Annotated in this window: 25 protein-coding genes; 4 read left to right on the forward strand and 21 right to left on the reverse strand. The window is 62.0% G+C overall.

All coding sequences use genetic code 11. The annotated features are described in order from the left end of the window. Positions 1-179: 179 nt before the first annotated feature. Positions 180-824: an SOS response-associated peptidase gene (locus QSJ34_RS02780; protein WP_309568718.1), complete on the reverse strand. Its 645-nt coding sequence runs from the start codon at positions 822-824 to the stop codon at positions 180-182. A gap of 2 nt (positions 825-826) precedes the next feature. Further along, positions 827-1,024 (reverse strand): hypothetical protein, encoded by a 198-nt coding sequence (locus QSJ34_RS02785; protein WP_285570000.1) that lies wholly within the window; start codon positions 1,022-1,024, stop codon positions 827-829. Between the two features lie 105 nt (positions 1,025-1,129). Between QSJ34_RS02785 and QSJ34_RS02790 the strand changes: the two genes are divergently transcribed. After that, positions 1,130-1,444: a hypothetical protein gene (locus tag QSJ34_RS02790; protein ID WP_285570003.1), complete on the forward strand. Its 315-nt coding sequence runs from the start codon at positions 1,130-1,132 to the stop codon at positions 1,442-1,444. A gap of 998 nt (positions 1,445-2,442) precedes the next feature. Here QSJ34_RS02790 and QSJ34_RS02795 read toward each other — a convergent pair. The 8 genes from QSJ34_RS02795 to QSJ34_RS02830 all read right to left on the reverse strand — a co-directional run bounded on the left by QSJ34_RS02795 (position 2,443) and on the right by QSJ34_RS02830 (position 8,751). Beyond that, positions 2,443-2,808, reverse strand: coding sequence for a hypothetical protein (locus tag QSJ34_RS02795; protein WP_285570006.1), 366 nt, complete (start codon positions 2,806-2,808; stop codon positions 2,443-2,445). A gap of 366 nt (positions 2,809-3,174) precedes the next feature. Next, complete coding sequence (locus QSJ34_RS02800) at positions 3,175-3,618, reverse strand: antA/AntB antirepressor family protein (protein ID WP_285570008.1); 444 nt, start codon at positions 3,616-3,618, stop codon at positions 3,175-3,177. Next, entirely contained in the window at positions 3,615-4,364 is a 750-nt protein-coding gene (locus QSJ34_RS02805) for a P-loop NTPase family protein (protein WP_285570010.1), read from the reverse strand. Before QSJ34_RS02805 ends, QSJ34_RS02800 begins: the two co-directional genes overlap by 4 nt. Beyond that, positions 4,357-5,226: a hypothetical protein gene (locus QSJ34_RS02810; protein ID WP_285570012.1), complete on the reverse strand. Its 870-nt coding sequence runs from the start codon at positions 5,224-5,226 to the stop codon at positions 4,357-4,359. The genes QSJ34_RS02805 and QSJ34_RS02810 overlap by 8 nt, the downstream gene beginning before the upstream one ends. Positions 5,227-5,337: 111 nt before the next feature. Then, positions 5,338-5,757: a hypothetical protein gene (locus QSJ34_RS02815; RefSeq protein WP_285570014.1), complete on the reverse strand. Its 420-nt coding sequence runs from the start codon at positions 5,755-5,757 to the stop codon at positions 5,338-5,340. Positions 5,758-6,294: 537 nt separating this feature from the next. Continuing rightward, positions 6,295-6,978 (reverse strand): hypothetical protein, encoded by a 684-nt coding sequence (locus QSJ34_RS02820; RefSeq protein WP_285570016.1) that lies wholly within the window; start codon positions 6,976-6,978, stop codon positions 6,295-6,297. 91 nt (positions 6,979-7,069) lie between these two features. Then, positions 7,070-7,393, reverse strand: a complete 324-nt coding sequence (locus QSJ34_RS02825) for a hypothetical protein (protein ID WP_285570018.1) — start codon at positions 7,391-7,393, stop codon at positions 7,070-7,072. Between the two features lie 47 nt (positions 7,394-7,440). Beyond that, positions 7,441-8,751, reverse strand: a complete 1,311-nt coding sequence (locus tag QSJ34_RS02830; protein ID WP_285570020.1) for a site-specific integrase — start codon at positions 8,749-8,751, stop codon at positions 7,441-7,443. Between the two features lie 578 nt (positions 8,752-9,329). Between QSJ34_RS02830 and QSJ34_RS02835 the strand changes: the two genes are divergently transcribed. Beyond that, a complete protein-coding gene (locus QSJ34_RS02835) occupies positions 9,330-9,605 on the forward strand; it encodes a hypothetical protein (protein ID WP_285570022.1) in 276 nt (91 codons plus the stop codon). 25 nt (positions 9,606-9,630) lie between these two features. On the opposite strand, the gene QSJ34_RS02840 is transcribed toward QSJ34_RS02835, so the two are convergent. The 3 genes from QSJ34_RS02840 to QSJ34_RS02850 all read right to left on the reverse strand — a co-directional run bounded on the left by QSJ34_RS02840 (position 9,631) and on the right by QSJ34_RS02850 (position 12,324). Beyond that, positions 9,631-11,427 carry an ATP-binding protein gene (locus QSJ34_RS02840; RefSeq protein WP_285570024.1) on the reverse strand — a complete coding sequence of 599 codons (1,797 nt, stop codon included), beginning with the start codon at positions 11,425-11,427 and terminating at the stop codon, positions 9,631-9,633. Between the two features lie 254 nt (positions 11,428-11,681). Then, positions 11,682-11,999, reverse strand: a complete 318-nt coding sequence (locus QSJ34_RS02845; RefSeq protein WP_285570026.1) for a hypothetical protein — start codon at positions 11,997-11,999, stop codon at positions 11,682-11,684. A gap of 115 nt (positions 12,000-12,114) precedes the next feature. Continuing rightward, positions 12,115-12,324: a hypothetical protein gene (locus QSJ34_RS02850; protein WP_285570029.1), complete on the reverse strand. Its 210-nt coding sequence runs from the start codon at positions 12,322-12,324 to the stop codon at positions 12,115-12,117. Positions 12,325-12,497: 173 nt separating this feature from the next. Here QSJ34_RS02850 and QSJ34_RS02855 point away from each other — a divergent pair, with 173 nt between their 5' ends. After that, positions 12,498-13,334, forward strand: a complete 837-nt coding sequence (locus QSJ34_RS02855; RefSeq protein ID WP_285570031.1) for a hypothetical protein — start codon at positions 12,498-12,500, stop codon at positions 13,332-13,334. Positions 13,335-13,346: 12 nt separating this feature from the next. Here QSJ34_RS02855 and QSJ34_RS02860 read toward each other — a convergent pair whose 3' ends face one another. From QSJ34_RS02860 to QSJ34_RS02870, 3 genes are all read right to left on the reverse strand, one after another. Beyond that, positions 13,347-14,126 (reverse strand): hypothetical protein, encoded by a 780-nt coding sequence (locus tag QSJ34_RS02860; protein ID WP_285570033.1) that lies wholly within the window; start codon positions 14,124-14,126, stop codon positions 13,347-13,349. Positions 14,127-14,199: 73 nt separating this feature from the next. Further along, positions 14,200-14,847, reverse strand: coding sequence for a GAF domain-containing protein (locus QSJ34_RS02865; protein ID WP_285570036.1), 648 nt, complete (start codon positions 14,845-14,847; stop codon positions 14,200-14,202). Positions 14,848-15,012: 165 nt separating this feature from the next. Next, positions 15,013-17,076: a DNA topoisomerase 3 gene (locus QSJ34_RS02870; RefSeq protein ID WP_309568724.1), complete on the reverse strand. Its 2,064-nt coding sequence runs from the start codon at positions 17,074-17,076 to the stop codon at positions 15,013-15,015. A 285-nt stretch (positions 17,077-17,361) separates the two neighbouring features. Between QSJ34_RS02870 and QSJ34_RS02875 the strand changes: the two genes are divergently transcribed. Continuing rightward, on the forward strand, positions 17,362-18,300 hold the full coding sequence (locus QSJ34_RS02875) for a bifunctional methionine sulfoxide reductase B/A protein (protein ID WP_285570039.1): 939 nt from the start codon (positions 17,362-17,364) through the stop codon (positions 18,298-18,300). Positions 18,301-18,366: 66 nt separating this feature from the next. On the opposite strand, the gene QSJ34_RS02880 is transcribed toward QSJ34_RS02875, so the two are convergent. The 5 genes from QSJ34_RS02880 to QSJ34_RS02900 are packed head-to-tail and all read right to left on the reverse strand — an operon-like array spanning position 18,367 to position 22,502. Next, positions 18,367-18,798 (reverse strand): DUF6526 family protein, encoded by a 432-nt coding sequence (locus QSJ34_RS02880; protein WP_285570041.1) that lies wholly within the window; start codon positions 18,796-18,798, stop codon positions 18,367-18,369. Between the two features lie 25 nt (positions 18,799-18,823). Next, on the reverse strand, positions 18,824-19,249 hold the full coding sequence (gene arfB / locus QSJ34_RS02885; protein ID WP_285570044.1) for an alternative ribosome rescue aminoacyl-tRNA hydrolase ArfB: 426 nt from the start codon (positions 19,247-19,249) through the stop codon (positions 18,824-18,826). 9 nt (positions 19,250-19,258) lie between these two features. Next, positions 19,259-20,572, reverse strand: a complete 1,314-nt coding sequence (locus QSJ34_RS02890; protein ID WP_285570047.1) for an ABC transporter permease — start codon at positions 20,570-20,572, stop codon at positions 19,259-19,261. Further along, on the reverse strand, positions 20,565-21,815 hold the full coding sequence (locus QSJ34_RS02895) for an ABC transporter permease (protein WP_285570050.1): 1,251 nt from the start codon (positions 21,813-21,815) through the stop codon (positions 20,565-20,567). The genes QSJ34_RS02890 and QSJ34_RS02895 overlap by 8 nt, the downstream gene beginning before the upstream one ends. After that, positions 21,816-22,502, reverse strand: a complete 687-nt coding sequence (locus QSJ34_RS02900; RefSeq protein ID WP_285570053.1) for an ABC transporter ATP-binding protein — start codon at positions 22,500-22,502, stop codon at positions 21,816-21,818. It abuts the gene before it with no gap. Between the last annotated feature and the right edge of the window lie 136 nt (positions 22,503-22,638).

The raw sequence follows: 22,638 nt of genomic DNA on the forward strand, positions 1-22,638 counted from the left end.
CCCAGGGCAGTTGAGCCGATGTGGAACCCCAAATGAAGCTTCTGGCCCGCACACACCTTCTTCACTAGCTCAAAGTCGCTTGGATCGAACGAGTCAGTTTGGAATGGGTGGCGCATTGATGCCTCGGGGCACCAAGCATAGGCCTCTCGAATCGACAGGGAATGGCTACTCCAGTTCGATTAGGCAATGGGGAGGATTAGCTCCGGCCCCTGCGCCTTCACATTCCCCACTGCCGAACTCACCTCATATGCCTCGATCCATTCGTCAGGACAGGGGCCCAGCAGGGCCTGGAGGTCCGCCTGCGATGTGTTGGGGTCCAGCCACGCCTCGGCGGCCTCTGGTGAAAGTATCGCCGGCATGGACTTGGGGTGGAGCTCCTCCATGATCTTGTTCGGAAAGGTGGTGATGACGGCGCAAACGTCCTCCCCTTCGTGGCGCAGCCCCAGGCCCGCGAAGAGAAAGTGATGCCCCTCGGCAGGGTGGATGAACATGGCGCGCTTGCGGCCCGCGATCACCGGCCATTCGTAGAAGCCAGTGGCCGGCACCACCAGGCGCCCGTCCTTGAATGGCCCGCGCCAGGTCTTCAACTCATGCAGGGTTTCCGCCCGAGCATTGATGAGGGGTCGCTTGCTCCATCCAGGTTGGAAGCCCCACATGCGTTCCGTGACCGTCCATTCCTCACCTGGCTCGATGACTGGGACCTTCTGCCCCGGACTTACATTCCAGCGATCCATGAACTCCTTGATGAGTTCTTTCATGGGGCGGCCTGGGAAGGCCTCCCGCAGCATCCGTTTTATCGCCGCAGATACCATGCGTCCGCACATAGTTATTCTCTGAGAAAGTCAGCAGGGTCGCCCATGTCGAACCCGGCGTCATTGGTGAAGTAACGCCTGTCACGGAGGCGAACAGTGGGATTCGCTTCGTAAGTTGCGAAGAGCAGACTTGAGCATCCCTCCACCACTTCACGGGAGGCTTCTATGGTGTGGTCATCGGGCGCTTTGATCAGAAAAGTCAGCACTTTCAATGTGCCTCCTTATGGTTTGAATCTCCGGTTTACCTGTAAGTGTTTATTTAACATGTGTTGCCGCAAGCCTGAAATACTGTGAGCAAATTAATTAAGGAGGCAATTATGAGCATTACTCGAAAACTATCTGATTTCATTTCTGACTGTGAAAAGTTTGGTTATAAGCCAAGCGACACGAGCAACGCTGGGCTACGGTCAATGCATGGGTTGTTCAAGCTTTGGGAAACCGCAGCATCTGAAAATGACGGGGTGGTTGCCATGGCGTGGGGGCGGTATTCAGACCAAGTGGTAATGGCCTACTGCGAATCAATTGGTTGCCAGAAAATGACATCGAAAGCGCTTGAATTGATGGAAATCGCGAGTCACGTCTGGGGTGCTTGGAATCACCAGGCGCAGGTGAAATCCGATCGGGAGGCCTGAGGATGCGAAATCATTACGTTGGTCAGAAAATCGAACGGACTGATGGACATTGGGTTTTGATCGAATCTCTTGGGCCTGGGCGCTGGCTTGCGGAACGATTCGACCAGGTGACCCAAGAAATATCCGAATGGGAGGAGTCCGGATGGGTGTCTCCCGTTTGTGTCCCTCCACCAACAACTGTCTGCAAAACCTGCGACGGGAAGGGTGCAGTGATGTTGATGCCCTTGGCCCACATTAGTGATTGCCCTGATTGCGTGAAAAATGGTAACTGCCCGCGATGTGGGAAACCAACTATGACTGATAGGTTCGTGACGAAATGTAATGAGTGCGGGTTTCACGGCTGATCATGGGAAGCATGATGCCCGAAATCCTCAATGACGGTGCAGAAGCGGTTGCATTCTCGCCTCAGGGCAAGCAGGAGGTGAGGTTAGATCTCTGCTGAATTCTGGGTGCAGGTGGGAGAACTACTGGCTCATGCCAGCATCCCGCCCGGCCGCTTCTGCTTCACGGCCCAGTCATTCATGACTGGCTCAAACATCTTCACGAGGTCCCGACTGGCTGCGCCGGCGTTGTCCGCGCTCACTGTGGCGCCACCCGTGTTGCTCACGTGGACGACAATCGGGGCCGAGATCTGCGTTTGCATGGACGCGGCCGGCGCTGAGAGCCCACCACTCCAGAAGGGATTGGAGCCGGCTGCCGATGCGGCCGGGGCAGGGGAACCGCAGTGTCTCGCAGAAGGGTGGCGGAATCACGCCAGAGCCCCCGTTGCTCCGCGATTGCATCCCAGAGAAGTCGTGCCTGGGCCCCCAAAGCGTCGAGTTCGGGGGCTGTATGCAGGGGCTCAATTGCCGTGGTCTTCCATGCCAAGGTTCGGCTGCTATCCGTATTGATGGCAGCGATCTTGGAAATCCGAGCCGTGTTCAGCGTCTCCATCCTGTCCGCGAAGGCAACCATCTGCCCAAGCATTTCCTTGAGACGGTCCATCGGTAACTTTACGATCATGAATCCTCCTTGAGTTGTGACTTGAGCAGTGCGTCGAGTTCCTGTAGTTCGGCTTCGTCGGTACGGGCCAGAGTCAAGAACTCCGAACGGATGGAGTCCAAGCCGCCGGCGATTTCATCTAACAGGGCGTCTTTCTCGGAAATCTCTGAGATCTCTTTCAGCAGGGATTCTTTTGACGTGGCCCTAAACCGGATTGCATCCGGGATGAACCGTGAATAGCGAATTTGGAGCGTGAGCGCGCGGGTCCTGATCTCCTGAAACGAATTCTTGAGAATTTGAAGCCGATCCTCCATCTCGCCGATTTGCTGAAGCGCAGCCTGCCGCCGCCTTTTCTTCGCGCGTAATCGGTCGAGTTCATTCACGGCGCAGCCTCCACAGCCAAGGATGAGGCGCCGTTGTCGCGTTGGTGGCTCAAGGGGCGACAGTATTTTTAGTTGCTCGGCGTCGGAGTTTGATGCGATTGACGGTGGATCTGTGGAGATTCACTCTCGTGGCAATCTCGGCTTCAGGAACCCCAATCCCAAGAAGTTCTATTACCCGCTTGTGGCGTTCCTCTCGCGTTTCTGGGGAAAGCGGAGTCGTGGGTGGGGGTGGAACTCGATGGCCTGCCAAGCACTCACGACTCACGGCGTAGGCCAGGTTCGCGAGCACGATAGCCAGGTCTTCGTTGTTCGGCATAGATACCCTGAACGCTTCTCGAAGTCGCGTCAGCCATTCATCCATTGAGTTCATGCCGCACCTTTGCGGCCTGAATGAGGGTGAGATGTGTAACCCATGGACCAATACTTGCATTCCCCCGCATGGAGCCAGCGATTGAGATGCTTGGATGTCTGTTTGCCAGTCGCGCGGCGCTCACACTCGATGAAATAGAGGCGGGCCTGTTTGCCTTTGGCTGTTCGCTGAACCATCGCCAATTCCTTGGCCATGGAAATGGAGGTCATGTATTCCTTAGCGGGGCGACCACCCTTGGGGTTTTCCCCGTTTTCGGTGAAAACCTCGAAGTCCTGGCCCTCAATGAAACTGAATGCTTCAACGTGATCTTTGATCCAAGTAGTGAAGTCTTTGCCCACTTCCAGGAATGCATGGAGGTCCCTACCTGAAACGGCGTTGACCTCCGAACCGCCAAGCTGGGCCTTCTGGATCGGGATCAATTTGGACGACGCGCGCCTCATGCGGGCCTCCCCGGAAGATTGAACGGCTTCAAGCCTGTGACCCATGAAAGAGGGTTAGGCTCGATCAGCCGGCGAACCGTGGCGGCACCGTACAGCCGCACCAGGTCAACCTGGGAGACGTTCGTGGTCCAGATCGTGGGGAGCTCCGCCCGGTAGCGTGAGTTGATGATGTGATCGAGCTGGGAGGCCCCCCAGTCTTCCGTATAGCTGCCTTTGAGGCGCTCCCGTCCCAGGTCATCCAGGACCAAGAGATGAGCCATCGCCAATCGTTCCACGCGCTCCTCTGCCCCATTCACGGCATTGGACCGAAGCCAATGGACCTCATCGGGCCAGCTGGACCACACGACTCGCGGGAAGTCCTTCCGGCTGTCCCATTGCCCCTGGATGCTAGGCACGATCACACGCTCGGACCAGTGGGTGAGACCTTCGGTCAGGAGGGCCGCGATGGCCTGGGTCTTTCCAATCCCGGTCCCGCCTCCAATCCCGAATCCAACCTCCAGGTGCCCGGCCCGGAATCTGCCTGGGATTGCCTCGAGGATGAGCCCAGGGATCCGTTCCCGTTCGGCACGGGCCTCCCGGCGCTGGAGCCCGCGGCCATCGTCCCAGAGGAGGTCTAGGATTCGCCGGGAGCGTTCGGCCCGGAATTGGGCAATCGCATCCAGACGTTCCGATTCCTTGCGGCACTTCCAGCATTCGCCATCGAGGATAGCGTCTTGGTGTTCGGGAGTCCGGCAGAGTTCAGGCACCGATTTGCTCCCTCTCCAGCAATGCCGCGTATTCCTCGTCGGACTCACGGCGGTGAGAAGGGGCCATCCCTGCCGAAGGTGCGTCGGGGTTTAGGTATCCCTGACCATCCAGCCATTTCTGGAGCTGTGGCATGAACTGTGGCCCTGAGAGGGAGTCCCTGAGATTCTGTGCCTTGGCCAGGATGGAATGAGGTGGAATGGTCATCATGGCATTTACGAATGCCTGTGCAGTCTGAGTCGGAGCTGGATTCTTAGCCGCTCCGAAGATTCCGACTAGCTTCCAATAGGCCAAATCATCCGGCGACCCTTTGGGGCCAAGGATGGCCTCTAGCTTTGGGATGGGTTTCGGTTGCCGTTCCGCTTTCGGTTTCGGACCTTGCCGGGTGAGTGGTTCCAACCTAGGTACATCTTCTTCCTGGCTTGGGCCTTCTTTTCCTTCTTTTCCTTCTTTGTCCGTTGCTGACAACCTGCCCGCAACCTCTGTGCAAGTTGCCAGCAACCTGCCTGCAAGTTGCAGCCAAGGGTAAAGGCCACGTTCGATCTCGGGAGACTCAAAGGCCGTGTCTCCTGGCTTGCGCCACCTAACCTCTTTCACCTTCACCTGGAAGTCAGGGTCATCGGATGGGCGTGGGAATATGGGTTTCTCCCCTGGGTGGGGATCCTGGTGCTTGTGCCAGTTCACTACGAAGCCGAACCGCTTCCCTCCGACCGTGTAGGACCGAATGAATCCGTCATGCTCTAGGCGGGCCAGGGCCTCCCCAGCGTCGAAGTCATCTCGAGGGAGACCCTTCATAGCCAGGGCCTCTGGATCCCACTGGAAGGCTCCATCGAAGTCCGCATGCGTCCAGATCACCTGGAACATCAGCCGCGTGAGGGCAGGGCATTTTGACAGCAGGGGATTGGACCAGAAACCAGGCTGGAGGAATCGGCGTCGGGCCATTAGACGGCCCTCCCTTGGGCCTGGAAGGACCTATTAGGCCTCGTGTGGAGCATGGCCCGCCTCCGCATCGTCAACCTGGGCCCGGAGCTCCGGCATGACCTTTCGCGCCTCGGCAAATACGGATTCATCGGTCAGCAGCTCACCTCGGAGGGCCAGGCGGTAGGCACCCAATGAGCAGGCCAATTCGATGATTCGGAAAGCCGCTGAATTTGGGTTCTGCACTCCCTTGGCATTGGGGTTCGCCTTGGCCCGAACCCTGGCCACATACGAGCCGAAGAGGTAACACACTTCATTCGGTGTGGCATTCGGGGCCATCAGTGGCGCGAACCGTTCTTCCATCCGAGGCATGGAGGGGAGTGGGGCCTTGGTTTGTAGAACCTTCAGAACGTTGGAATGGATCGTGACACTGGCGCTGGCCTTCTTCTTTCGCGGGATCCAACGGAAGGTACTCATACTCCGAATCCGTATCCACCGGGGCAGGGGGCACCTTCCTCAGGTGAAGTCGGCATCGTCCTCCGGAGGGCGTCACGCCACTCCCAGGGGACGCCGGCCGCCTCAAGAGCCTCGTGCTCCGCTGCCAAGAAGTCCAGGTCCTGCGGTCTTGAGCATGGGATGTTCACCGTGACTGATGCTGGATTCGCAGATCCGCATGAGTCCTCAGCCCCCATTAAGTGGGATGCGTGATCGGTTCTCATCGGGTCGCCTCAACTCGCCTTGCGAAGGAGCAGGGACTCATACCAGGAGTCCCCATCTTCCACGGCGATCAGGGTCGCTCGTCCTGCTTTCCTGGCAGGGAGCCGACCCGCCTTGATCTCTTCAAAAACCCGCGTTCGGCTAACGCTGTATCGGATACAGAAGTCAGCGATTCTCAGCGCTACTCTCTGGGGTTCTGGGTGTGCAGTCTTCACGATTGGACTCCTTTTGGTTCGGCGGTTTTCCGCTGTATCAAAAGGGTCGTGCTAGGACTATCAACTGTCAGGACCAGTCAATTCAGGAATTCGGGTTGGTTTTCTGGTCCTCAACCCACTTTTTGATGTTTGTTGTTAGTTGATCCATAGATATTAATTCAATTGTCTTTAGTGGCTCGTCCTCATCCTTCAACTCCTTTACCCAGGCCTCAGCGTGTGAACCCCAGGCGCGTAAGGTGGTCATGTCGTCCCCACCAGCCTCGATCCAGACCCACCTAGCCAGATTGGCAACCGGCCCGTTCTGGTGCATTCCGTGACGTTTGCCGAGTGATTTTAGGGTCTCATAAACGTATAACACGCAACCTCTTTTACCTTCCTCCTCTGGGCGGCCTGCTTTGCGGAGTGGCAGAGGCCCATGGGCTGCAATCTCGGACGCCAACCAGTCTTCATCCTTTTTAATCAGACCAGCGACACCAAGGTTGACCGTTTCGATCGAAGCCTTCCAACCTTTTGCCTTCTCTGAATCGTTAAAAATTCTGTGGTCGGGCAAGGATTCAAGTAGCAGCGCTACTGCATCCAGATGTTCTTTGACGAGGCGGAGTTTGGGGATAATGCGTGGGCCTTCTGTGTCTAGATAATTGAGGTCTTCAACTGTCTCAATCACCTCTCTTAGCGCGGCCTCGATCTTGGCAACCTCTTCATCATCGACCGGCTTTGGGTTGATCCATTGCAGCCAAACCGGATCTGAATGATTACTTGAATCCACAACGCACCCCCACCGATGCCCCACAAAGGAGGCGCGGCAGCTGGTGTGGGACCAGCGTTCGGGAGCTACCCTAGCCGCGCCTGTCTTAAGCTTAGCTTCGAAGCTTAAGCAGAGCAGTTAACGTATCAATGGCAATCTGGGCTTCTCTCTTGGCCTTTGCTCGAACGAGAGGCGATGGGTGCATCGTGAGCATGGCAACATCGTGTATTACTCCATCACATTCACGTTTCAGGCCGCTCAGCTTAATTGCAGGCTGGGCCATTCTCCGCTTCATTTTTAATTCGAACTTTTTGTAGGATGGCTCCTTTTCGGTTTCGGTCATAAAGATTTTCAGCCCGTATTCAGAGGGGGTGAGGTTTGGTTTCCTCACCTTTAATTCATCAAATGTCGGGATGACATTTCCATTGGTGCTCATGGTACCCCCAGCAAATTGCAGGGCGTTGCCCTGCGGGTGTGATTGGTTCAGCCCAGAGATGCTGCGATCTTGGCGCTGATCTGTTCGGAGGCCTGGAGGCGGGGATCCGTATCCAGGTGGGCATAACGGTTTGTTACAGATGGCTGAGAATGACCAAGCAACGACCCAACCATAGGCAAACTCATGCCTTCTGTGACTCCCACAGAGGCAAAGGTGTGGCGTAGATCGTGGATTCGGACGTCCAGGCATTTAGCGGCGGTCCTAATGCGATCCCAGGGCTTCTGGAGATTGACCAGGTGCTCCCCGTGCTTGTGCCCCTGGATGACGTATCGGCCCTTGAGTTCACGAGTGGGCAATTTCTCCAGGTCTTGGAGGATGGATAGGACAGCTGCGTTCAAGGGCAATTCCTTGGCGCCCTTCTTCCCGCTGGTCTTGTGCTTCTCGATTCGGATAACCCCCCTGACTTTGTCCACCTGTGACCATTCCAGGCCAAGAATTTCATTCAGGCGGGCTCCGGTCAGCATCAGGAGCTTGATTGCTGCGATCTCATAGGGGACCGTCTTCAGCGGGTGCTTTTCGGCCGCGTTGGCTGCCAGGGTCTTCCGCATGACTTTGCCCAGGCTCTCCAGTTCTTTAGGGGTCAAGAAGCGTTCCTTCCCCTTGGCCTCCGCCTGCTTTTCGATAAGTTGGCAGGGATTTGTGTGCTGAGTCCTCAATCCCTTTCGCTCGGATTCACTGAAGAGCTTAGATAGGGCGGCCTGGAATCGGTTTGCTGCGGCGGGAGTCGGCTTCGACGGCTTCTCGCCCTTCTTTATGCCTGGACGCCACCCCGTGGCCACCTTGTCCACTAAAGCAGACACCTGGAAGCGTTCTACCTCATTGATACGGAAGTCCCCCAGCTCCGGCACGGCTAACTCATCAAGGTAGAATTTCGTCCCTTTGTAGGAGGAGGGGCGCAGCTTCTTCTTCTGTGCCTCCAGATGGGTCTTCACGAATTCCCGGAAGGTTGGAATGTCCAGGGCCTTCTTCTTCTCGATGCGGGGATCCTTCCCGTTGGCGATCTGGGTTCTGTACTCCCCGGCCAGCTTTCGAGCGCTAAGGAGTGAGAGGTTCTCCCCTTCAGCATCCACAACACCAGGGATGTAGGGCCCAAGAGGCATCCAGGCCTGCTTCCCGTGGGTATCGATGAACTTGAGGCAGAAGGTTTTCGTTCCCAGGGCGGTAATGCGCAGCCCGAAGCCTCGGATGGCCGAATCCCACTCATAGGTCATGACCGGCTCGCCCGTCTTTGGGTGCTTCTTCACCTTCGCCCGCTGGCAGCGCGTGTCTGTAAGTTGCTTTATGGACACCCTGGGCATTGTTTCTCCCGTTGTCCTACCAATATACATCCGGGCTTAGATCCATCAAGTCCCAATTCGTTCTATCAGATTATAACTCAAACAAAATCAATCTGAATGTGTTCCAATCAGTTCCACAAAGTCATAGACCATCTTTTTCGTAATCAGCAGGTCGCAGGTTCGAATCCTGTAGTTGGCTCCAGTGAGGTACCCCCGGAGACTTTGAGTCGACGGGGGTTTTCCTTTTGTCTGAGCGGCTGGTCGAAGAAAGTCCCTGCCCCTGCCGGATTGGATGTCAACGAAGACGGCCGAAACCAGTCCATGGTTCGAGGCCGGGCAGGGGGACGGCGCCAGCCAGGGCAGCGAGGTGATTTGCGGGGTGGACGCCGGGTCGCCGACGGTCTGCCGGGAGCTCCCCGGTTGCGGGAGGCTGCTGAGTCGGGGGTGTCTGCATGGGTGTGATTTCGAGGGGTCGCATGGAGCCAACTTAGGCCGGTCGATTGGACATTTTCTGGCGAATTCGAAGATTCTTTTGGGGCATTCGCTGATGGTTGACATTCGCTTTTAATTCGCCATTCTGGATAACCCAGGAGGCACCCATGAATGTCCAGGCACACACCACTCCAGAGAGCAGGCAGGCCCTGAAGGAATACCTCCGGAACCGCCGCCTTACGTCTTCAGTCCCTTTGACCATCGCCTCCTTGGCTCTGACTGATCTGGAGGAGGCGCTGTCCCTCCTGCGCGGCATCGAGCACCCCAACGCGACCTGGGCGGACGACGTGGACAAGTTCCTGGCGAAGTGCACGAATTCGCCTGCGCCGAACGCGGCATGGGCGCTTCCGGGTCTTCTCGCGGAGGAGGAAGCGGCGGGATGAAGGTCGGACGGATGGGCGATCCGGGTTATCCTCCGCTGGCCTGCTGCGCCATCCGCTCAAGCGTTTCCCGGACTTTGATCCTGAGTTTCCTGGGGGTGAACGGCTTCTCAAGGAAGGGCACATTCGCTTCTATGACGCCATGGCGGAGGATGGCGTCGTCGGTGTATCCGGACATGAACAGGACGGCCATGTCTGGGTGGGCGGAGATCGCCATTTCGGACACCTTCCGCCCGTTCATGCCGGGCATGATCACGTCCGTGAGGAGCAAGTGGATGGGGGCTTCGGATTGGAGGCAGATCTCGACGGCTTCGTCTCCGTTCCGGGCCTCCAGGACCTTGTAGCCCGCCTCCCTCAAGGTGTTTCCGGCGACTTCGCGGACCTGGTCTTCATCTTCCACCAGGAGGATGGTTTCGTTGCCGCCCTCGTCCGCCGTCTGAGTGGCCGTCATCGCCAGTGACGCCCCATGATCCTGCGGTATTTCCGGGAAGTAGATCTTGAATGTCGTGCCCACGCCAGGCTCGCTGTACAGCCAGATGTGGCCATGGCTCTGCTTCACGATTCCGAAGACGGTGGAGAGGCCCAGGCCGGTCCCCTTCCCGAGTTCTTTTGTCGTGAAGAAGGGCTCGAAAATGCGGGCCTGTGTCGCCTTGTCCATGCCATGGCCCGTGTCGCTCACGGCCAGTTTGGCGTAGGGGCCGGGTGCAACGCCGTGGTGTTCCTGAGCGTAGGATTCGTCGAGATCGACATTCTGGGTTTCGATGACGAGCCTTCCGCCTTCGGGCATCGCATCCCGCGCATTGATCGCCAGATTGAGGATCACCTGCTCGATCTGGCCGGGATCCGCAAAGATGGTCCGGAGCCCGGGAACCGTTCGGACCTGAAGCTCGATCTCCTCTCCCACGAGTCGCTGAAGGATCGGGCCCAGTCCGTCGAGGGAGGCATTGAGGTCGATGGCATGCGGGGCCAGGATCTGCTGGCGGCTGAATGCGAGGAGCTGGCGGGTCAGGCGGGCCGCGCGCTCGGAGGCCACCAGGATCGCCTCCAGGTTCTTATCCTCCCCGAGCTTCGTTTCGAGGGCCTGGGAGGCGCTGAACATCACGGTCAGCAGGTTGTTGAAATCATGAGCAATGCCTCCGGCCAGACGGCCCACCGCTTCCATCTTCTGGGACTGGCGCAGCTGTTCCTCGCTCTGCTTCAGGGCCTGGATGGCCTCCTGAAGTTCAGCCGTGCGTTCCGCCACGCGGGCCTCGAGGTGGGCCTGGAGATCCCGCAACTGCCGGTTCGTTTCCTGGATCTCCTGGGCCCGCTGGAAGACCTCCACTTCCATTCTGGAGGCCTGGTCTTTCAGTTCTTCTGCAAGGTCACCCTGGGCGCGGTGGGCCTCCTTGAGGCGCACGAATTCGGTGACGTCCTCCACCCGGTGGATGATGTAGATCAAGTCGCCATCCTGCGACAGGACGGGTGTGTTGACGGGGCTCCAGTGGCGCACTTCGAAGCCGCCCCCCTCGGGAAGTGGGCGTTGGATGTCGTATTTCTGAACGGCCATGACATCGGGCCGCTTCAGGGCGATCACCCGCCGGAGGGAATCGAGAAGGTTGGACACTCCGGTGGCCCCAAGATCGTCCGGATTATCGGGAAACACGTCGAAGATGTCGCGGCCAAGGATCTCCTCGCGGCGAGTCAAGGTCGCGGAAAGGTAGGCCTGGCTCACGGCGACGATCCTGAGGTGCGGATCCAGGACCAGGTACAGGTTCGGTGACGACTCGAAGATGGCCTTGAAATCCGGGCCCGGGTCGCCAGCGGTGGACTTGGCAGGGAGCATCTGCGGCCTCCGGTTCGACAGAGTCCGCCTACATCGAGGGATGCAGGAGGCGGCCCACGGGCCTGCTCCGGCGGGGCTTCTGCCATCCCTCTTTGATGGCACGGAGGAGGCAGGAATCCCTGCTTTCGTCCCGATCTGAAAGCATCTGCCCTCCTTCGAGTCGCATGGCGCCGCCTGGGCCATCTACCAAATACCCGCCCACAGCCTTCCCAAGGCTGAAAACAGCCGAACGGTCATTTTCGGGCCTCCAACGGTCAGGAGGGCAGGCGTCGGAAGGGCACGATGTTGGTCGGTTGGTCGCTCAAGGGTTCAGCGTCCGGCCCTGGTTCCGCGGGGGTGGCGGCCTCCAGATCTTCTTCCCGGTAGCTGTTCTCGACCTGGTTGTCCCAGCGGACATAGTAGGGTCTGGGAGCGGCTCCGGGCTTGTGCGGGCGGTCCTCGGCGACGAGCACCGTGCCGGTGGTTCCTCCGCCTTGACCCTGGGGGACATGGTGCGGCCATGCACCTCCGTAGAAGGTCACGCCCGTGCGCGTGAGGCGCACCCGGTCACCAGGCTTGAACTCGAAACCCATGGACGCTCCTTGCCGCGCGGCGTCCTTCAGTATCGCCGGTACCACCTCGCAGGCGGCAGGTTCGGATCCAGAGTTCGCGGCCATGCATAAAGGCCTTCGTTGGTAGGACCGGCCCTCAAATGCCTTGCCCGCCTTCCATGTGGGGCGCTCCCAGCAATTCCTCTTCGATGAACCGGGCGACCTGCTCGGCAGCCTTGGATCCCAGCGGGTCATTCCCCTGGAAATGGACGCGGGCCACACGGTGCGCGATGGCGACGCAGGCTTCGGCGGTGGCTTTTTCAATGACTTTGGCCGGTATTTTGGTGCGCTGATTCCCAGGTGGCATAAAGCCTCCAGGCGGTGGATGGATGGGTGTCTGATCTTTGGATGCCAGGATTCCGCCAAGAGTTCCGGGGACCGGGGTCTGGATGATCCGGAAAAGCGGCCGGAGTCCGGTAGGTTCTTAATCCTGTGCCTGCTCCGGCTCGATAATGGAGGCAGAAGCCACAAGGAGGGCCTATGTCCGTCCGAACCTATCCGGCTACTTTCCTCACGCTGGGCCTGATGCCGAGCCTGGTGTTGGGCCTGATGTTGGGCATCGTCGCGTGCAGCAGTACCTCGAGCCCCGAGGTGACTGTTCAGAACACGGATCCGGCCTCCCTGAAGGTCTCGCCCGCAGGGGTGGCGACCATCGTGTTCACGGATCTTGAAACCATCCGGCCCGACAACCTGTCGGCGGGCGTCTCGGGCAGCGGCTGCATCACGGTCACGCCGGTCAACCTCACCACGTTCAGATACACCTTCAACGGATGCCGCTCCGCCAACGGTGGCACCCTGTCTGGCACGGTGACAGTCACAGCCGCCGGGACGACCACCCTCGTCGATACGGCCGTCTACGATCTGACCGTTGCGGATTCGGCCGGGACCTGGCACTACACGGGCACCAAGATCACCACCATCAATACCGCGGCCAAGACCGGCAGCGTGGCGGTACCGGCCGGCCAGCCCTTCAGCGTGACCTTCCAGCACGCCACCGATGCCAGCAAGAACAAGTCCTGGTCGTACACACCGAATCTCCAGGCCGACTGGTCGAATGCGAATGCCATGAAGTTCTGGGGAACCTACAGCTTCCAGCAGACCCAGCCCGCGGGAGACACCCTGACGGCCACCATCGCACAGGCCACGCCCCTCATCTGGACCTCGGGCTGCACCTATCCGACTTCGGGCGTGCTCAACCTCTCGCTTCCCCCCGCCAGCGCGGAGATCCGCTTCAATACTTCGATCACGGATCCGAACATCCAGACCGGCTGCGGAGTCATCACCATCAACGGCTACCGGCTCACTCTGGGTCAATGAGGAAAGGCGGGATCAGAAGCGGACGACCACGCCGAATCCCGTTCCCTGGCGGTCCAGGCGGACTTCGAGGTCGTCCTTGAGGGAGCCCTTGGGCACGTCCAGCTTTTCATCGTCCGTGAAGACCCGGACGCCGAGCCACTGGATGGGGAAGAAGCGAACGTCGGCGCCCACGTGATGGTACGTGGCGCCCTTGTAGCTGAGCAGGTGGTAGTAGCCCTTGGCGATGAGGCGCCGGTCGAAGGCGTTGAAGCCCGTGGAAATGCCGACCTGGGGGATGGGCAGGGGCACTTTTTCCGTGACGGGCGGTATGTAGGCGGTGGTCAGCGGCTCATAGCCCGAGGCGGTCATGTCCAGGGCCCACACGCGGGCGCCCAGGTCGACGCCGATCCAGAACTGGGGCCGAGTGAAGGCGCGGATGGTCCAGTTGAAGGTGTAGTCGGTCATCTTGACGGTCGAATCCACCACCGCGCCCGCATGGAAGGTCGAACCGTTGATCTGGATATCCCGCTGGATGAAGTTGTGGCCGCGGTAGTCCTGCTCTTCGGCCGAAAGCTCCACGCCGAAACGCGGCCCCTGGTATTCCATGCCGAGGCCGATCTTGGTGGTGTCCTTCTGGATGCCGAAATCGTTCTTGAGGTCGACGACCAGGGGCTTGCCGTCCTGAACCCCCAGGAAATGACCTTCGAAGGTTGGCCCGACCCGGTGGAGGTCGAACTGGAAGCTGCGGCTGGGATCTTCCGCCGCCAGGGGCAGGGTGGAACAGAGGGCGAGCGTCGCAAAGGTCCGGATCATGGTGGACTCCTCGAAGGCTGGGTAAAGAATCGGCATCGATTCCACCCGGCATTCGTTCTGCGATGAAATCCGACTATTTCGCGCCCGTCAGGCCGAGGATCCGCTCGGAAGTCTCGATCACCAGGCTGACCAGGCTCGAGACGAAGGCCGCGAACTGCTGCTCCTCGGGCTGCCAGGCGCGGCAGGGCCCCGTATGTTCGAGGCAGACGACGCCGATCAGCCGGTCGCCCACCTTGATGGGCACGTCCATCATGGACGAGATGCGGAGGGGTCGGAGGTAACCCTCGGCGAATTCGCAAGTGCGGGGGTCCTGGAGGGCGTCCTCGGCGGCCACCACGCGACCCCGCTCGATCTCCGCGAAGTAGGCGGGGTAGTTGCGGGCCAGCAGCCGAGCGCCCTCGCCGTGCAGGCTTTCAAGGCTGTCGAAGATGCAGGCGCAGGTCAGATCCGTGCGCGCCTCGTCCAGGAACCAGATGCTGGCCCGCTGCACCTCCACCGACAGGGCGGCCATGCGGGTGATGTCGCGGAGGGCGTTCTTGAGGTCGCCGGAGGCCAGGGAGCGGTGCCGGGTCAGGAGCGTCATGGCCATGAGCAGGCGGTTGAGGAAGGCCTCCTTCGTGCGCAGCTGCTGGTTCTCCTGCCGCAGGGCCGCGAGGGCGGTCTCGTCGGAATCGAGGAAGGTGATCTCGGAATCGTAGGCCTGGCGGAACGGATGCTGCAAAGGAGCCCCTGACAAACGTGTTTCAGTCTGCACGAGTGGGGATCGGACCGCGGTGGCGGACGTCACACTTCGGGGCCTCGGTGAGGAGACGGCCGGCATTGATCATTCTGAGGATAGGAACCAGGCCCCGGGAGGGCTGCCCCTGTTGTGACAAAGGTCGACGGCTCAGGAGGGCTTTGGAACCGGTTCCACGATGTTGCAGTCCGAACAGCGATGGAAGAAGTCGCCGCGCCGGGTGCTCGGAATGATCCGCATGGGCTTGGCGCAGGTGGGGCAGGGCTTCCCGTGGACGTGGGGGGCCGGTGCGTCCTGGAGTTCAGCGACGACGCCGCTGACGAAGCCGCGGATATCGGTCATGAAGGTCTCGCGGGCCTCTTCGCCGCGCCGCATGCGCTCCAGGCGAGCCTCCCAGCTGCCCGTCAGCTCGGCGCTGCGCAGGGCCTCGGCGGGCAGGCCCTGGATGAGCCGGATGCCCTTCTCCGTGGGCAGCAGGACGTTGCGCTTGCGTTCGATGTAGGCCCGCTTGATGAGGGTCTCGATCATGTTGGCGCGGGTGGCGGGCGTGCCCAGGCCGCAATCTTTCATGGCGCCACGCAGCGCTTCGTCATCCAGATCCTTGCCCGCACCCTGCATGGCGGCCAGCAGGTCGCCTTCGCTCATGCGCTTGGGCGGTGTGGTCTTTCCTTCCTTGGGATGCAGCGAGGCGACGTCGACGGCCTCGCCCTTCTTCACAATGGGCAGGCCGCCCTCGACCTCTTCATCCGCCTCCTCTTCACTCGGCACTTCCTGTGCCTCGCCCTGTGGGCCTGCCTTCGGCAGGTGGCCCTCCGCTCCTGCTTCGGCCTCCGCAGGATCGGCGGTCTTTTCGGCCTTCTTGCGTCGATGGGGGGGATCGATGGCGGACCAGCCTTCTTCTTTCACGATGGTGCCGTTGGTCTTGAAGGTCTCGCCTTCGACCTCCGTGATGATGGTGGTCTTGGCTTCCACGCGATCTGGGAAGTAGGCGCCGAGGAAGCGCCGCGCGATGAGGTCGTAGATGCGCAGCTCGTCGCCGGCGAGGCCCCTGGCGGGCTTTTCCGTGGGCACGAGGGCGGCGTGGTCCTCCACTTCCTTGTCGTTGACGAAGCGCTTGTCCAGCTTGACGGGCCACTTTTTGCGCAGCTCGTCGAGGAAGGGCTGCAGCTCCGTGAGCTGGCCCTGGGCCAGGGCCTTGATCCACTGGGGCGCCTTCTGGGCGTCGGCCTCCGTGAGGTGGCGGCTGTTCGTGCGGGGGTACGAGATGAGCTGCTTCTCGTAGAGGTTCTGCGCCAGGCCCAGGGTGCCTTCGGCGGTGAAACCGAAGCGCTTGTTGGCTTCCTTTTGCAGGGTGGTGAGGTCGTAGAGCAGTTCGGGTTTCTTCTTTTCCGTGCGGCCCGTGGCGCTGCGGATCTTCCCGGGCCTGCCTTCGAGCCTCGCCGCGAGTTCGCGGGCTTCGGTCTCGTTGGCGAAGCGCTCCTGAGTCTGGCCTTCCGCCTCCTTGAACCAGCGGCCCTCGTATGCGCCGTTGGGATGGGCGAAGCGGGCCCGCAGCGTCCAGAAGGGCTGGGGCTTGAAATCGCGGATGTCCAGTTCCCGGCGCACGAGCAGGGCGAGCGTCGGCGTCTGCACGCGGCCCACGCTCCACACGCCGTCCTCGGCGCCCGCGCGGCGCATGCGCAGGGTCTGGGCGCGGGTGGCGTTGATGCCCACGAGCCAGTCCGCTTCCTGGCGGCTGCGGGCGGCCTCGCGCAGGCCCGTGTAGGCCTCGCCGGGCTTCATGTTGGCGTAGGCTTCGCGGATGGCTTCGGGGGTGAGGCTCGACGCCCAGAAGCGCTTCACGGGCTTGGTGCACTCCGCCAGACGGTAGACGAGGTCGAAGATGAGCTCGCCTTCGCGCCCGGCGTCCGTGGCGTTCACCACATCGGTGATGTCGGCGCGGTTGAGGAGGCGCGCCACCACGTCGAACTGCTCGCGGGTCTGCGCGATGGGCGCGTAGCGGAAGGGCGCGGGGAAGATGGGCAGGCGGTCCCAGCGCCAGGCCTTCCAGGCGGGATCGTAGCCTTCGGGGTTCAGGGCCTCCACCAGGTGGCCCACGCACCAGGTCACCACGAGGCCGTTCCCCTCGATGAGGCTCCGTCCCTTGCCGGGCAGCCCGAGGGCTTCCGCCAGGGCACGGCCCATGCTCGGTTTCTCGGCGATGATCAGACGCAGGGTGGCTCCTAATGCGCAGGCTCCATTGTAGTGGAAGGCCCGCCCTTCCTGGGGCTGGACGCGATGGAAACCCGCCTGGAACCGACCCGGAAAGGGATTTGTACCATCCGGAGGATTCTATGCATCCAACCCTTCATACCGGAGGTTTTCATGCGTCCACGAGCCATCTGGGGCGGCATAGCTCTTACAGTGGCCCTTGCGGGCTGTCGGTTCTCCGCCTCTGCCAACCCGTCCATCAATCCTGGGGCTGCCTCTGCGACAGCCTCGCCCAATCGAGAGGATCAGGTGTCCGATTCCAAGAAGCCCAGCCCTGCCGAACTGAAGAAGAAGCTCACGCCCATGCAGTACCACGTGACCCAGGAGGCCGGCACCGAGCCGCCCTTCCGCAACGAGTACTGGAACGAGCACCGCGAGGGCGTCTACGTCGATGTCGTCAGCGGGAAGCCTCTCTTCTCCTCCAAGGACAAGTTCGATTCAGGCTGCGGCTGGCCCAGTTTCTCGAAGCCGCTGGCCGGTCAGGATGTCGTGGAGAAGCGCGACATGAGCCTCGGCATGGTCCGCACGGAGGTGCGCTCCAAGGATGCGGATTCGCACCTGGGCCACGTCTTCGACGACGGCCCGCGGGATCGCGGCGGCCTGCGCTACTGCATCAACAGCGCCTCACTGCGCTTCGTGCCCGTGCAGGATCTGGAGAAGGAGGGTCTGGGTGCCTTCCTGCCGCTGTTCGGCAAACCCGCGCCGAAAGAGACGAAAGAGGAGATCGCCACCCTTGCCGGCGGCTGCTTCTGGGGCATGGAGGACCTGCTGCGCAAACAGCCCGGCGTGACCGGCATCGAGGTGGGCTACACCGGCGGCAGCGTGGCCAACGCCACCTATCAGCATCACGAGGGTCACGCCGAGGCCGTGCAGATCCGCTTCGATCCCACCAAGACCACTTTCGAGGCCCTGGTGCGCTTCTTCTTCCGCATCCACGATCCCACCACCCTGAACCGCCAGGGCAACGACATGGGCACCTCGTACCGCAGCGCGATCTTCTACCACTCCGAAGCGCAGCGCCAGACGGCCGAGCGTGTGAAGGCCGAGGTGGATGCCAGCGGCAAGTGGAAGCGGCCCATCGTCACCGAGATCACCGCCGCGGGCCCCTGGTGGAAGGCCGAGGAATACCACCAGGACTACCTGGTCAAGAACCCCGGCGGCTACACCTGCCACTACATCCGCGATTGACGCGATGCGTTCAGGACGGATCCACCACGCGGTTTAGGCCCCTCGTGGTGGATCCGTCGTTTTCGCTCAGATCCTGTACGTGTCGGGCCGCCAGGTCTGGACGCGCTTCTTGATGGCCTCGCTGCTGAGCTTTTCATCGAGGGCCTCGCGGACCCGGATCGTCAGTTCGGCGTCCGAGGCGAAGCGAAGGGCGACCACCTGGGGGATCGTCAGTTCGGAGCTGCGCGCTTTGAGATCTTCAGGCAGCAGGGTTGCCATGCGCTGGGCTTCTTCCAGCCGGATGAGGCGGTTCTGGAGTTTCAGCGCGTAGAGCCGAACCTTGAAGATCAGCATGAGGAACGCGAAGGAGCCCAGCAGCGCGAAAGCCTGATGGAGGCTGGGCTTGCGGAAGAGGGCGACGGCCGCCACGCACACCAGGAGAAAGCCAAAAGGCATCACGAAGTAGTGGTACCAGGGATCGACGCGACGGTGCGAGGCGTAGGTCTGCGGCTCGGACATGGAATCCCCTTCGGTGGTCTTTAGGTTAATCGAAGCTTCCCCTTCGCTGCTGCTTGGTCTGGGAGGCCCGCTTCTTGGCCTCCAGCCTGCGTTCCTTCGAGCCCCGCGTGGGGCGGGTGGCGCGCCTGGCAACGGGCCTCACGAGGGCCTCGCGCACGGCTTCGGCGGCCTTCTCGCGGGCGTCCTCGAGGTTCTTGAGCTGATCGCGGGTGCGGTCGCTGAGGATGATCCAGAGCCCTTCGGCGTCGAGCCGGTTGCGCTGGGCCACGCGCAGGCGGAACAGCGCGTCCTCGGGCAGGCCTTCGATGGCGGCGAGGTCGATGCGGAGTTCGACCTTGGAAGACACCTTGTTCACGTTCTGCCCGCCCGCGCCGCCGGCCCGCACCGCCTTGAAGCGGATGGCGTCGCCCGGGATGCGGACGGAGGCGGTGACTTGGATGGGATCGGCCATGGCCTGATCCTACCTCATTGCTTCCATGGGGCTGAGGCGCATGGCGCGGAAGGCAGGGTAGAGGCCGAAGATCAGGGCCAGGCTCAGGGCGACCACCCAGGCGGTGAGGAGGCCCAGGGGATTCACGACGAGGCCGTAGGGGAAGTTGGCGGATAGGGCCTGGCAGAGCAGGCCGCCGGAGACGGTTCCCAGCAGGGCGCCGATGGCGGCCAGCACCACGGCTTCCAGCAGGAACTGGATGAAGATCTCGTGGTCGGAGGCGCCCAGAGCCTTGCGCAGGCCGATCTCGAAGCGGCGGTCGCTGAAGCTGATGAGCATCACGGACAGCACGCCCACGCCACCCACCAGGAGCACCGTGCCGGCCAGGCTGAGCAGCACGATCTGCCAGCCCCGCATCTGTTCGAGGAAGTTCTGGTAGCTCTTGGCGGCCTCGGAATCCAGGTCCACCACCTCTGCATCCTCGATGCCGTGGTGAGCCTGCCGGACGCGGCCCAGCAGCATGGCCGAGACCTCACCCATATCCTCCGGGCGGCGGAGCTTGACGGTCACCTGGGAGAGCTTGTGGGCCGAATCCATGCGGTCCATGTACGTTTCCAGCGGGATGAGGATGCCGTTGGCGTCGTAGTAGTTTTCGTCGTTGAAGATCTGGCCTGGGGCCTGGACGCCGACGATGCGGAAGGGGATGCCGTCGACCACCAGGTCGCGGCCCACGGGATCGGCCCCGCCGAACAGCTTGGTGGCGAGGGTGGCGCCCACCACGGCCACCGTGGAGCGGCGGCGCTGGTCGTCCTCGGTGAGGCCGCGCCCGATGCCGATGGGACGGTTCATCCACTGGGCGTAATCGGGCGTCACGCCGTTCACGAAGATGCGTTCGGAGTCGCCGAAGATCCGCACGGTCACGGTCTTCTGGGCCCGGGGCAGGAAGGCCAGCACCTTGGGATTGGGCGTGGCGACCCGGCTGAGATCCTCGAAGCGCAGGCCGGGGCTCATGTTGAAGCGCTTGCGGTCCTCCCCGGTTTCGGGCGCCTTCGGGGCGATGCGGACGGTACCGTCCCAGCTCATGCCCGCGAAGCCGGTGCTGATCTTGTCCATGACGCCATCGAGCACGGAGGTCATCACGACCAGCGCGAAGACGCCGAGCATGAGCAGCGTGAGCGTGAGCACACTGCGCCCCTTGTGGGCCCAGAGTTCCACCAGGCCGGTGCGGACGATCTCCCACAGCATGCCGAGGCTGAACCCGCGCGAGGCCGGGGCCGGGGCAGGGGCCACGCCGTTCAGGAGGGAGGGCCCGGGGGAGCGGAGGAGGAGGGTCTCGTCACTCATAGCGCAGGGCCTCCATGGGAGAGAGGCGCGAGGCCTTCCAGGCGGGATACAACGCGAAGACGAACCCGAACACCCCGGCCAAGCCGTAGGCCCACACGAAGCTGGCGGGCGTCATGTAGAGCGGGATGCCGATGCTGGAGGTGATGATCCACGAGAACCCGACACCGAGCACCAGGCCGGCGAAGCCGCCCAGGGCCGTGAGGAGGAGGGCCTCGGTCATGAAGCCCTTGAAGATCTCGCGCCCCGAGGCGCCGATGGCCATCTTCACGCCGACCTCGCGGACGCGCTCCTTGAGGCTGGCCATCTGGATGTTCACGTTCACGATGCCGCCGCCCACCAGCGCGAGGACGCCCGAGAGCATGAAGATGATGTTGTAGACATCGCCCTGGCTGCGCCTCTTGCGGACCCGCGCCGCCACGTCGTCGAGCCGAAAATCATCCTGCAGGCGATGGTTCGACTTCAGGAGGTTCTGGAGCTGGTCGGCGAAGCCGCTCATGAGGTTGAGGTCGGGGATGCGGAAGGTCACGCGGTCCACGCGGCGGTAGGCGTCGCCGTTCATGCGGCGCTGCACCAGGTTGGCGGGCACGGCGATGATCCGGTTGCGCCACCAGAACTGGTTGCCCTGGTTCTCGCGGAAGCGGAACACCCGTTCCTCGAAGGTGCCGATCACCGTGACGGGCACGTCGCCGATGCGGATGGACTGCCCGAGGGCGTCGCCTTTTGGGAAGAAGGTGTTGGCGGCCTCGGTGCCGAGGACGACGACGGGGGCGCCGGTCTCCATCTCCGTGTTCGAGAAGCCGCGGCCCTGGGCGATGCCATAGCCGTTGGCTGGAATGAAATCGCCGCCGATGCCGCTGATCTGCCGATCCTGGTCCGCATAGGCAGAAACGACGCGAGACCGGGCGTTCCGCTGGCGGCTCACGCCCTGGATGGCGTCGGCCTTGAGGGCCTCGCCACCGGTGGCGTCCGCGTCCCGGAGCCCCAGGTTGGCCTGCTGGAGGGCCGTGGGTTGGCCGTCCTTGATGGCGGCCCGGGGCTGGACGTTCAGCTTGTCGAGGCCGCCCAGCTTCACGTACAGCTCGTCGGAGCGCTTGCGCTGGCTATCCGAAATCGAGAAGCCGCCCAGCACGGAGGCCACGCCCAGCAGCACGCCGAGGGCCTGCAGCACCGAGCGTCCGAGGTTTTCCCGGATCTCCACCCAGGCCCCGAACAGCCGCTCGCGGAAGGCGCCGGAGGCGATCATCTAGGCCACTCCCTCGGTCACGGCGATGAGACCGTCGCGGATCTCGACCCGCCGCTGGGCCTGGGCCGCGATGGAGGGATCGTGGGTGACGAGCAGCAGGGTGTTGCCCTGCTGATGGAGTTCGCGGAAGAGGTCGAGCACCTCGGCGCCGGTCTTGGAATCGAGGGCGCCCGTGGGCTCGTCCGCCAGCAGGAGGGCGGGTTCGTTGGCCAGGGCCCGGGCCACCGCGACGCGCTGCCGCTGACCGCCCGAGAGGGTGCCCGGCAGCTTGTCGGCCTTGTCGGCGATGCCCACCTTTTCAAGCAGGGCCATGGCCCGCTCGCGGCGCTCCTTGCGTCCCACGCCCGCGTAGAGCATGGGCAGCTCGACGTTGCGGGCGATGCTCGCCTTGGGTAGCAGGTTGTAGCTCTGGAAGACGAAGCCCACCTTCTCGTTGCGGATGCGGGCCAGCTCTCCGCCTGCCAGCCCCTGGACCTGGTGGCCATCCAGCGTGTAGGTGCCCGCGGTGGGCAGGTCCAGGCAGCCGAGAATGGCCATGAGCGTGGACTTGCCCGATCCCGAAGGGCCGATGAGGGCGACGAATTCGCCGCGGCTCACGGTGAAGTCGATGCCGCGCAGGGCGTGCACCGCCGTGCCGTTGGCGCCGTAGACCTTGGTGAGGGCTTCGGTCTGGATGATGGGTTTCATGGGCGTTCTCTCAGGAGAGCAGAGCAGGCAGGCCATTCATGGATGGAGTAGAGGCCCGGAGGGAGGCGAAGGCCGACCGAGGGGCGGGGGTGCGGGGGGACATCGCGAGCGAAGCGAGTAGGCGGTCCCCCCGCAG

Source organism: Geothrix limicola (assembly GCF_030268085.1).
Classification (GTDB): Bacteria; Acidobacteriota; Holophagae; order Holophagales; family Holophagaceae; genus Geothrix; species Geothrix limicola.

Coding starts and splice junctions, on each gene's coding strand:
- QSJ34_RS02780 (WP_309568718.1), bottom strand. CDS start 824: ATGTGCGGACGCATGGTATCTGCGGCGATAAAACGGATGCTGCGGGAG.
- QSJ34_RS02790 (WP_285570003.1), top strand. CDS start 1,130: ATGAGCATTACTCGAAAACTATCTGATTTCATTTCTGACTGTGAAAAG.
- QSJ34_RS02800 (WP_285570008.1), bottom strand. CDS start 3,618: ATGAGGCGCGCGTCGTCCAAATTGATCCCGATCCAGAAGGCCCAGCTT.
- QSJ34_RS02810 (WP_285570012.1), bottom strand. CDS start 5,226: ATGTTCCAGGTGATCTGGACGCATGCGGACTTCGATGGAGCCTTCCAG.
- QSJ34_RS02815 (WP_285570014.1), bottom strand. CDS start 5,757: ATGAGTACCTTCCGTTGGATCCCGCGAAAGAAGAAGGCCAGCGCCAGT.
- QSJ34_RS02825 (WP_285570018.1), bottom strand. CDS start 7,393: ATGAGCACCAATGGAAATGTCATCCCGACATTTGATGAATTAAAGGTG.
- QSJ34_RS02830 (WP_285570020.1), bottom strand. CDS start 8,751: ATGCCCAGGGTGTCCATAAAGCAACTTACAGACACGCGCTGCCAGCGG.
- QSJ34_RS02835 (WP_285570022.1), top strand. CDS start 9,330: ATGAATGTCCAGGCACACACCACTCCAGAGAGCAGGCAGGCCCTGAAG.
- QSJ34_RS02840 (WP_285570024.1), bottom strand. CDS start 11,427: ATGCTCCCTGCCAAGTCCACCGCTGGCGACCCGGGCCCGGATTTCAAG.
- QSJ34_RS02845 (WP_285570026.1), bottom strand. CDS start 11,999: ATGGGTTTCGAGTTCAAGCCTGGTGACCGGGTGCGCCTCACGCGCACG.
- QSJ34_RS02850 (WP_285570029.1), bottom strand. CDS start 12,324: ATGCCACCTGGGAATCAGCGCACCAAAATACCGGCCAAAGTCATTGAA.
- QSJ34_RS02855 (WP_285570031.1), top strand. CDS start 12,498: ATGTCCGTCCGAACCTATCCGGCTACTTTCCTCACGCTGGGCCTGATG.
- QSJ34_RS02860 (WP_285570033.1), bottom strand. CDS start 14,126: ATGATCCGGACCTTTGCGACGCTCGCCCTCTGTTCCACCCTGCCCCTG.
- QSJ34_RS02880 (WP_285570041.1), bottom strand. CDS start 18,798: ATGTCCGAGCCGCAGACCTACGCCTCGCACCGTCGCGTCGATCCCTGG.
- arfB (WP_285570044.1), bottom strand. CDS start 19,249: ATGGCCGATCCCATCCAAGTCACCGCCTCCGTCCGCATCCCGGGCGAC.
- QSJ34_RS02890 (WP_285570047.1), bottom strand. CDS start 20,572: ATGAGTGACGAGACCCTCCTCCTCCGCTCCCCCGGGCCCTCCCTCCTG.
- QSJ34_RS02895 (WP_285570050.1), bottom strand. CDS start 21,815: ATGATCGCCTCCGGCGCCTTCCGCGAGCGGCTGTTCGGGGCCTGGGTG.
- QSJ34_RS02900 (WP_285570053.1), bottom strand. CDS start 22,502: ATGAAACCCATCATCCAGACCGAAGCCCTCACCAAGGTCTACGGCGCC.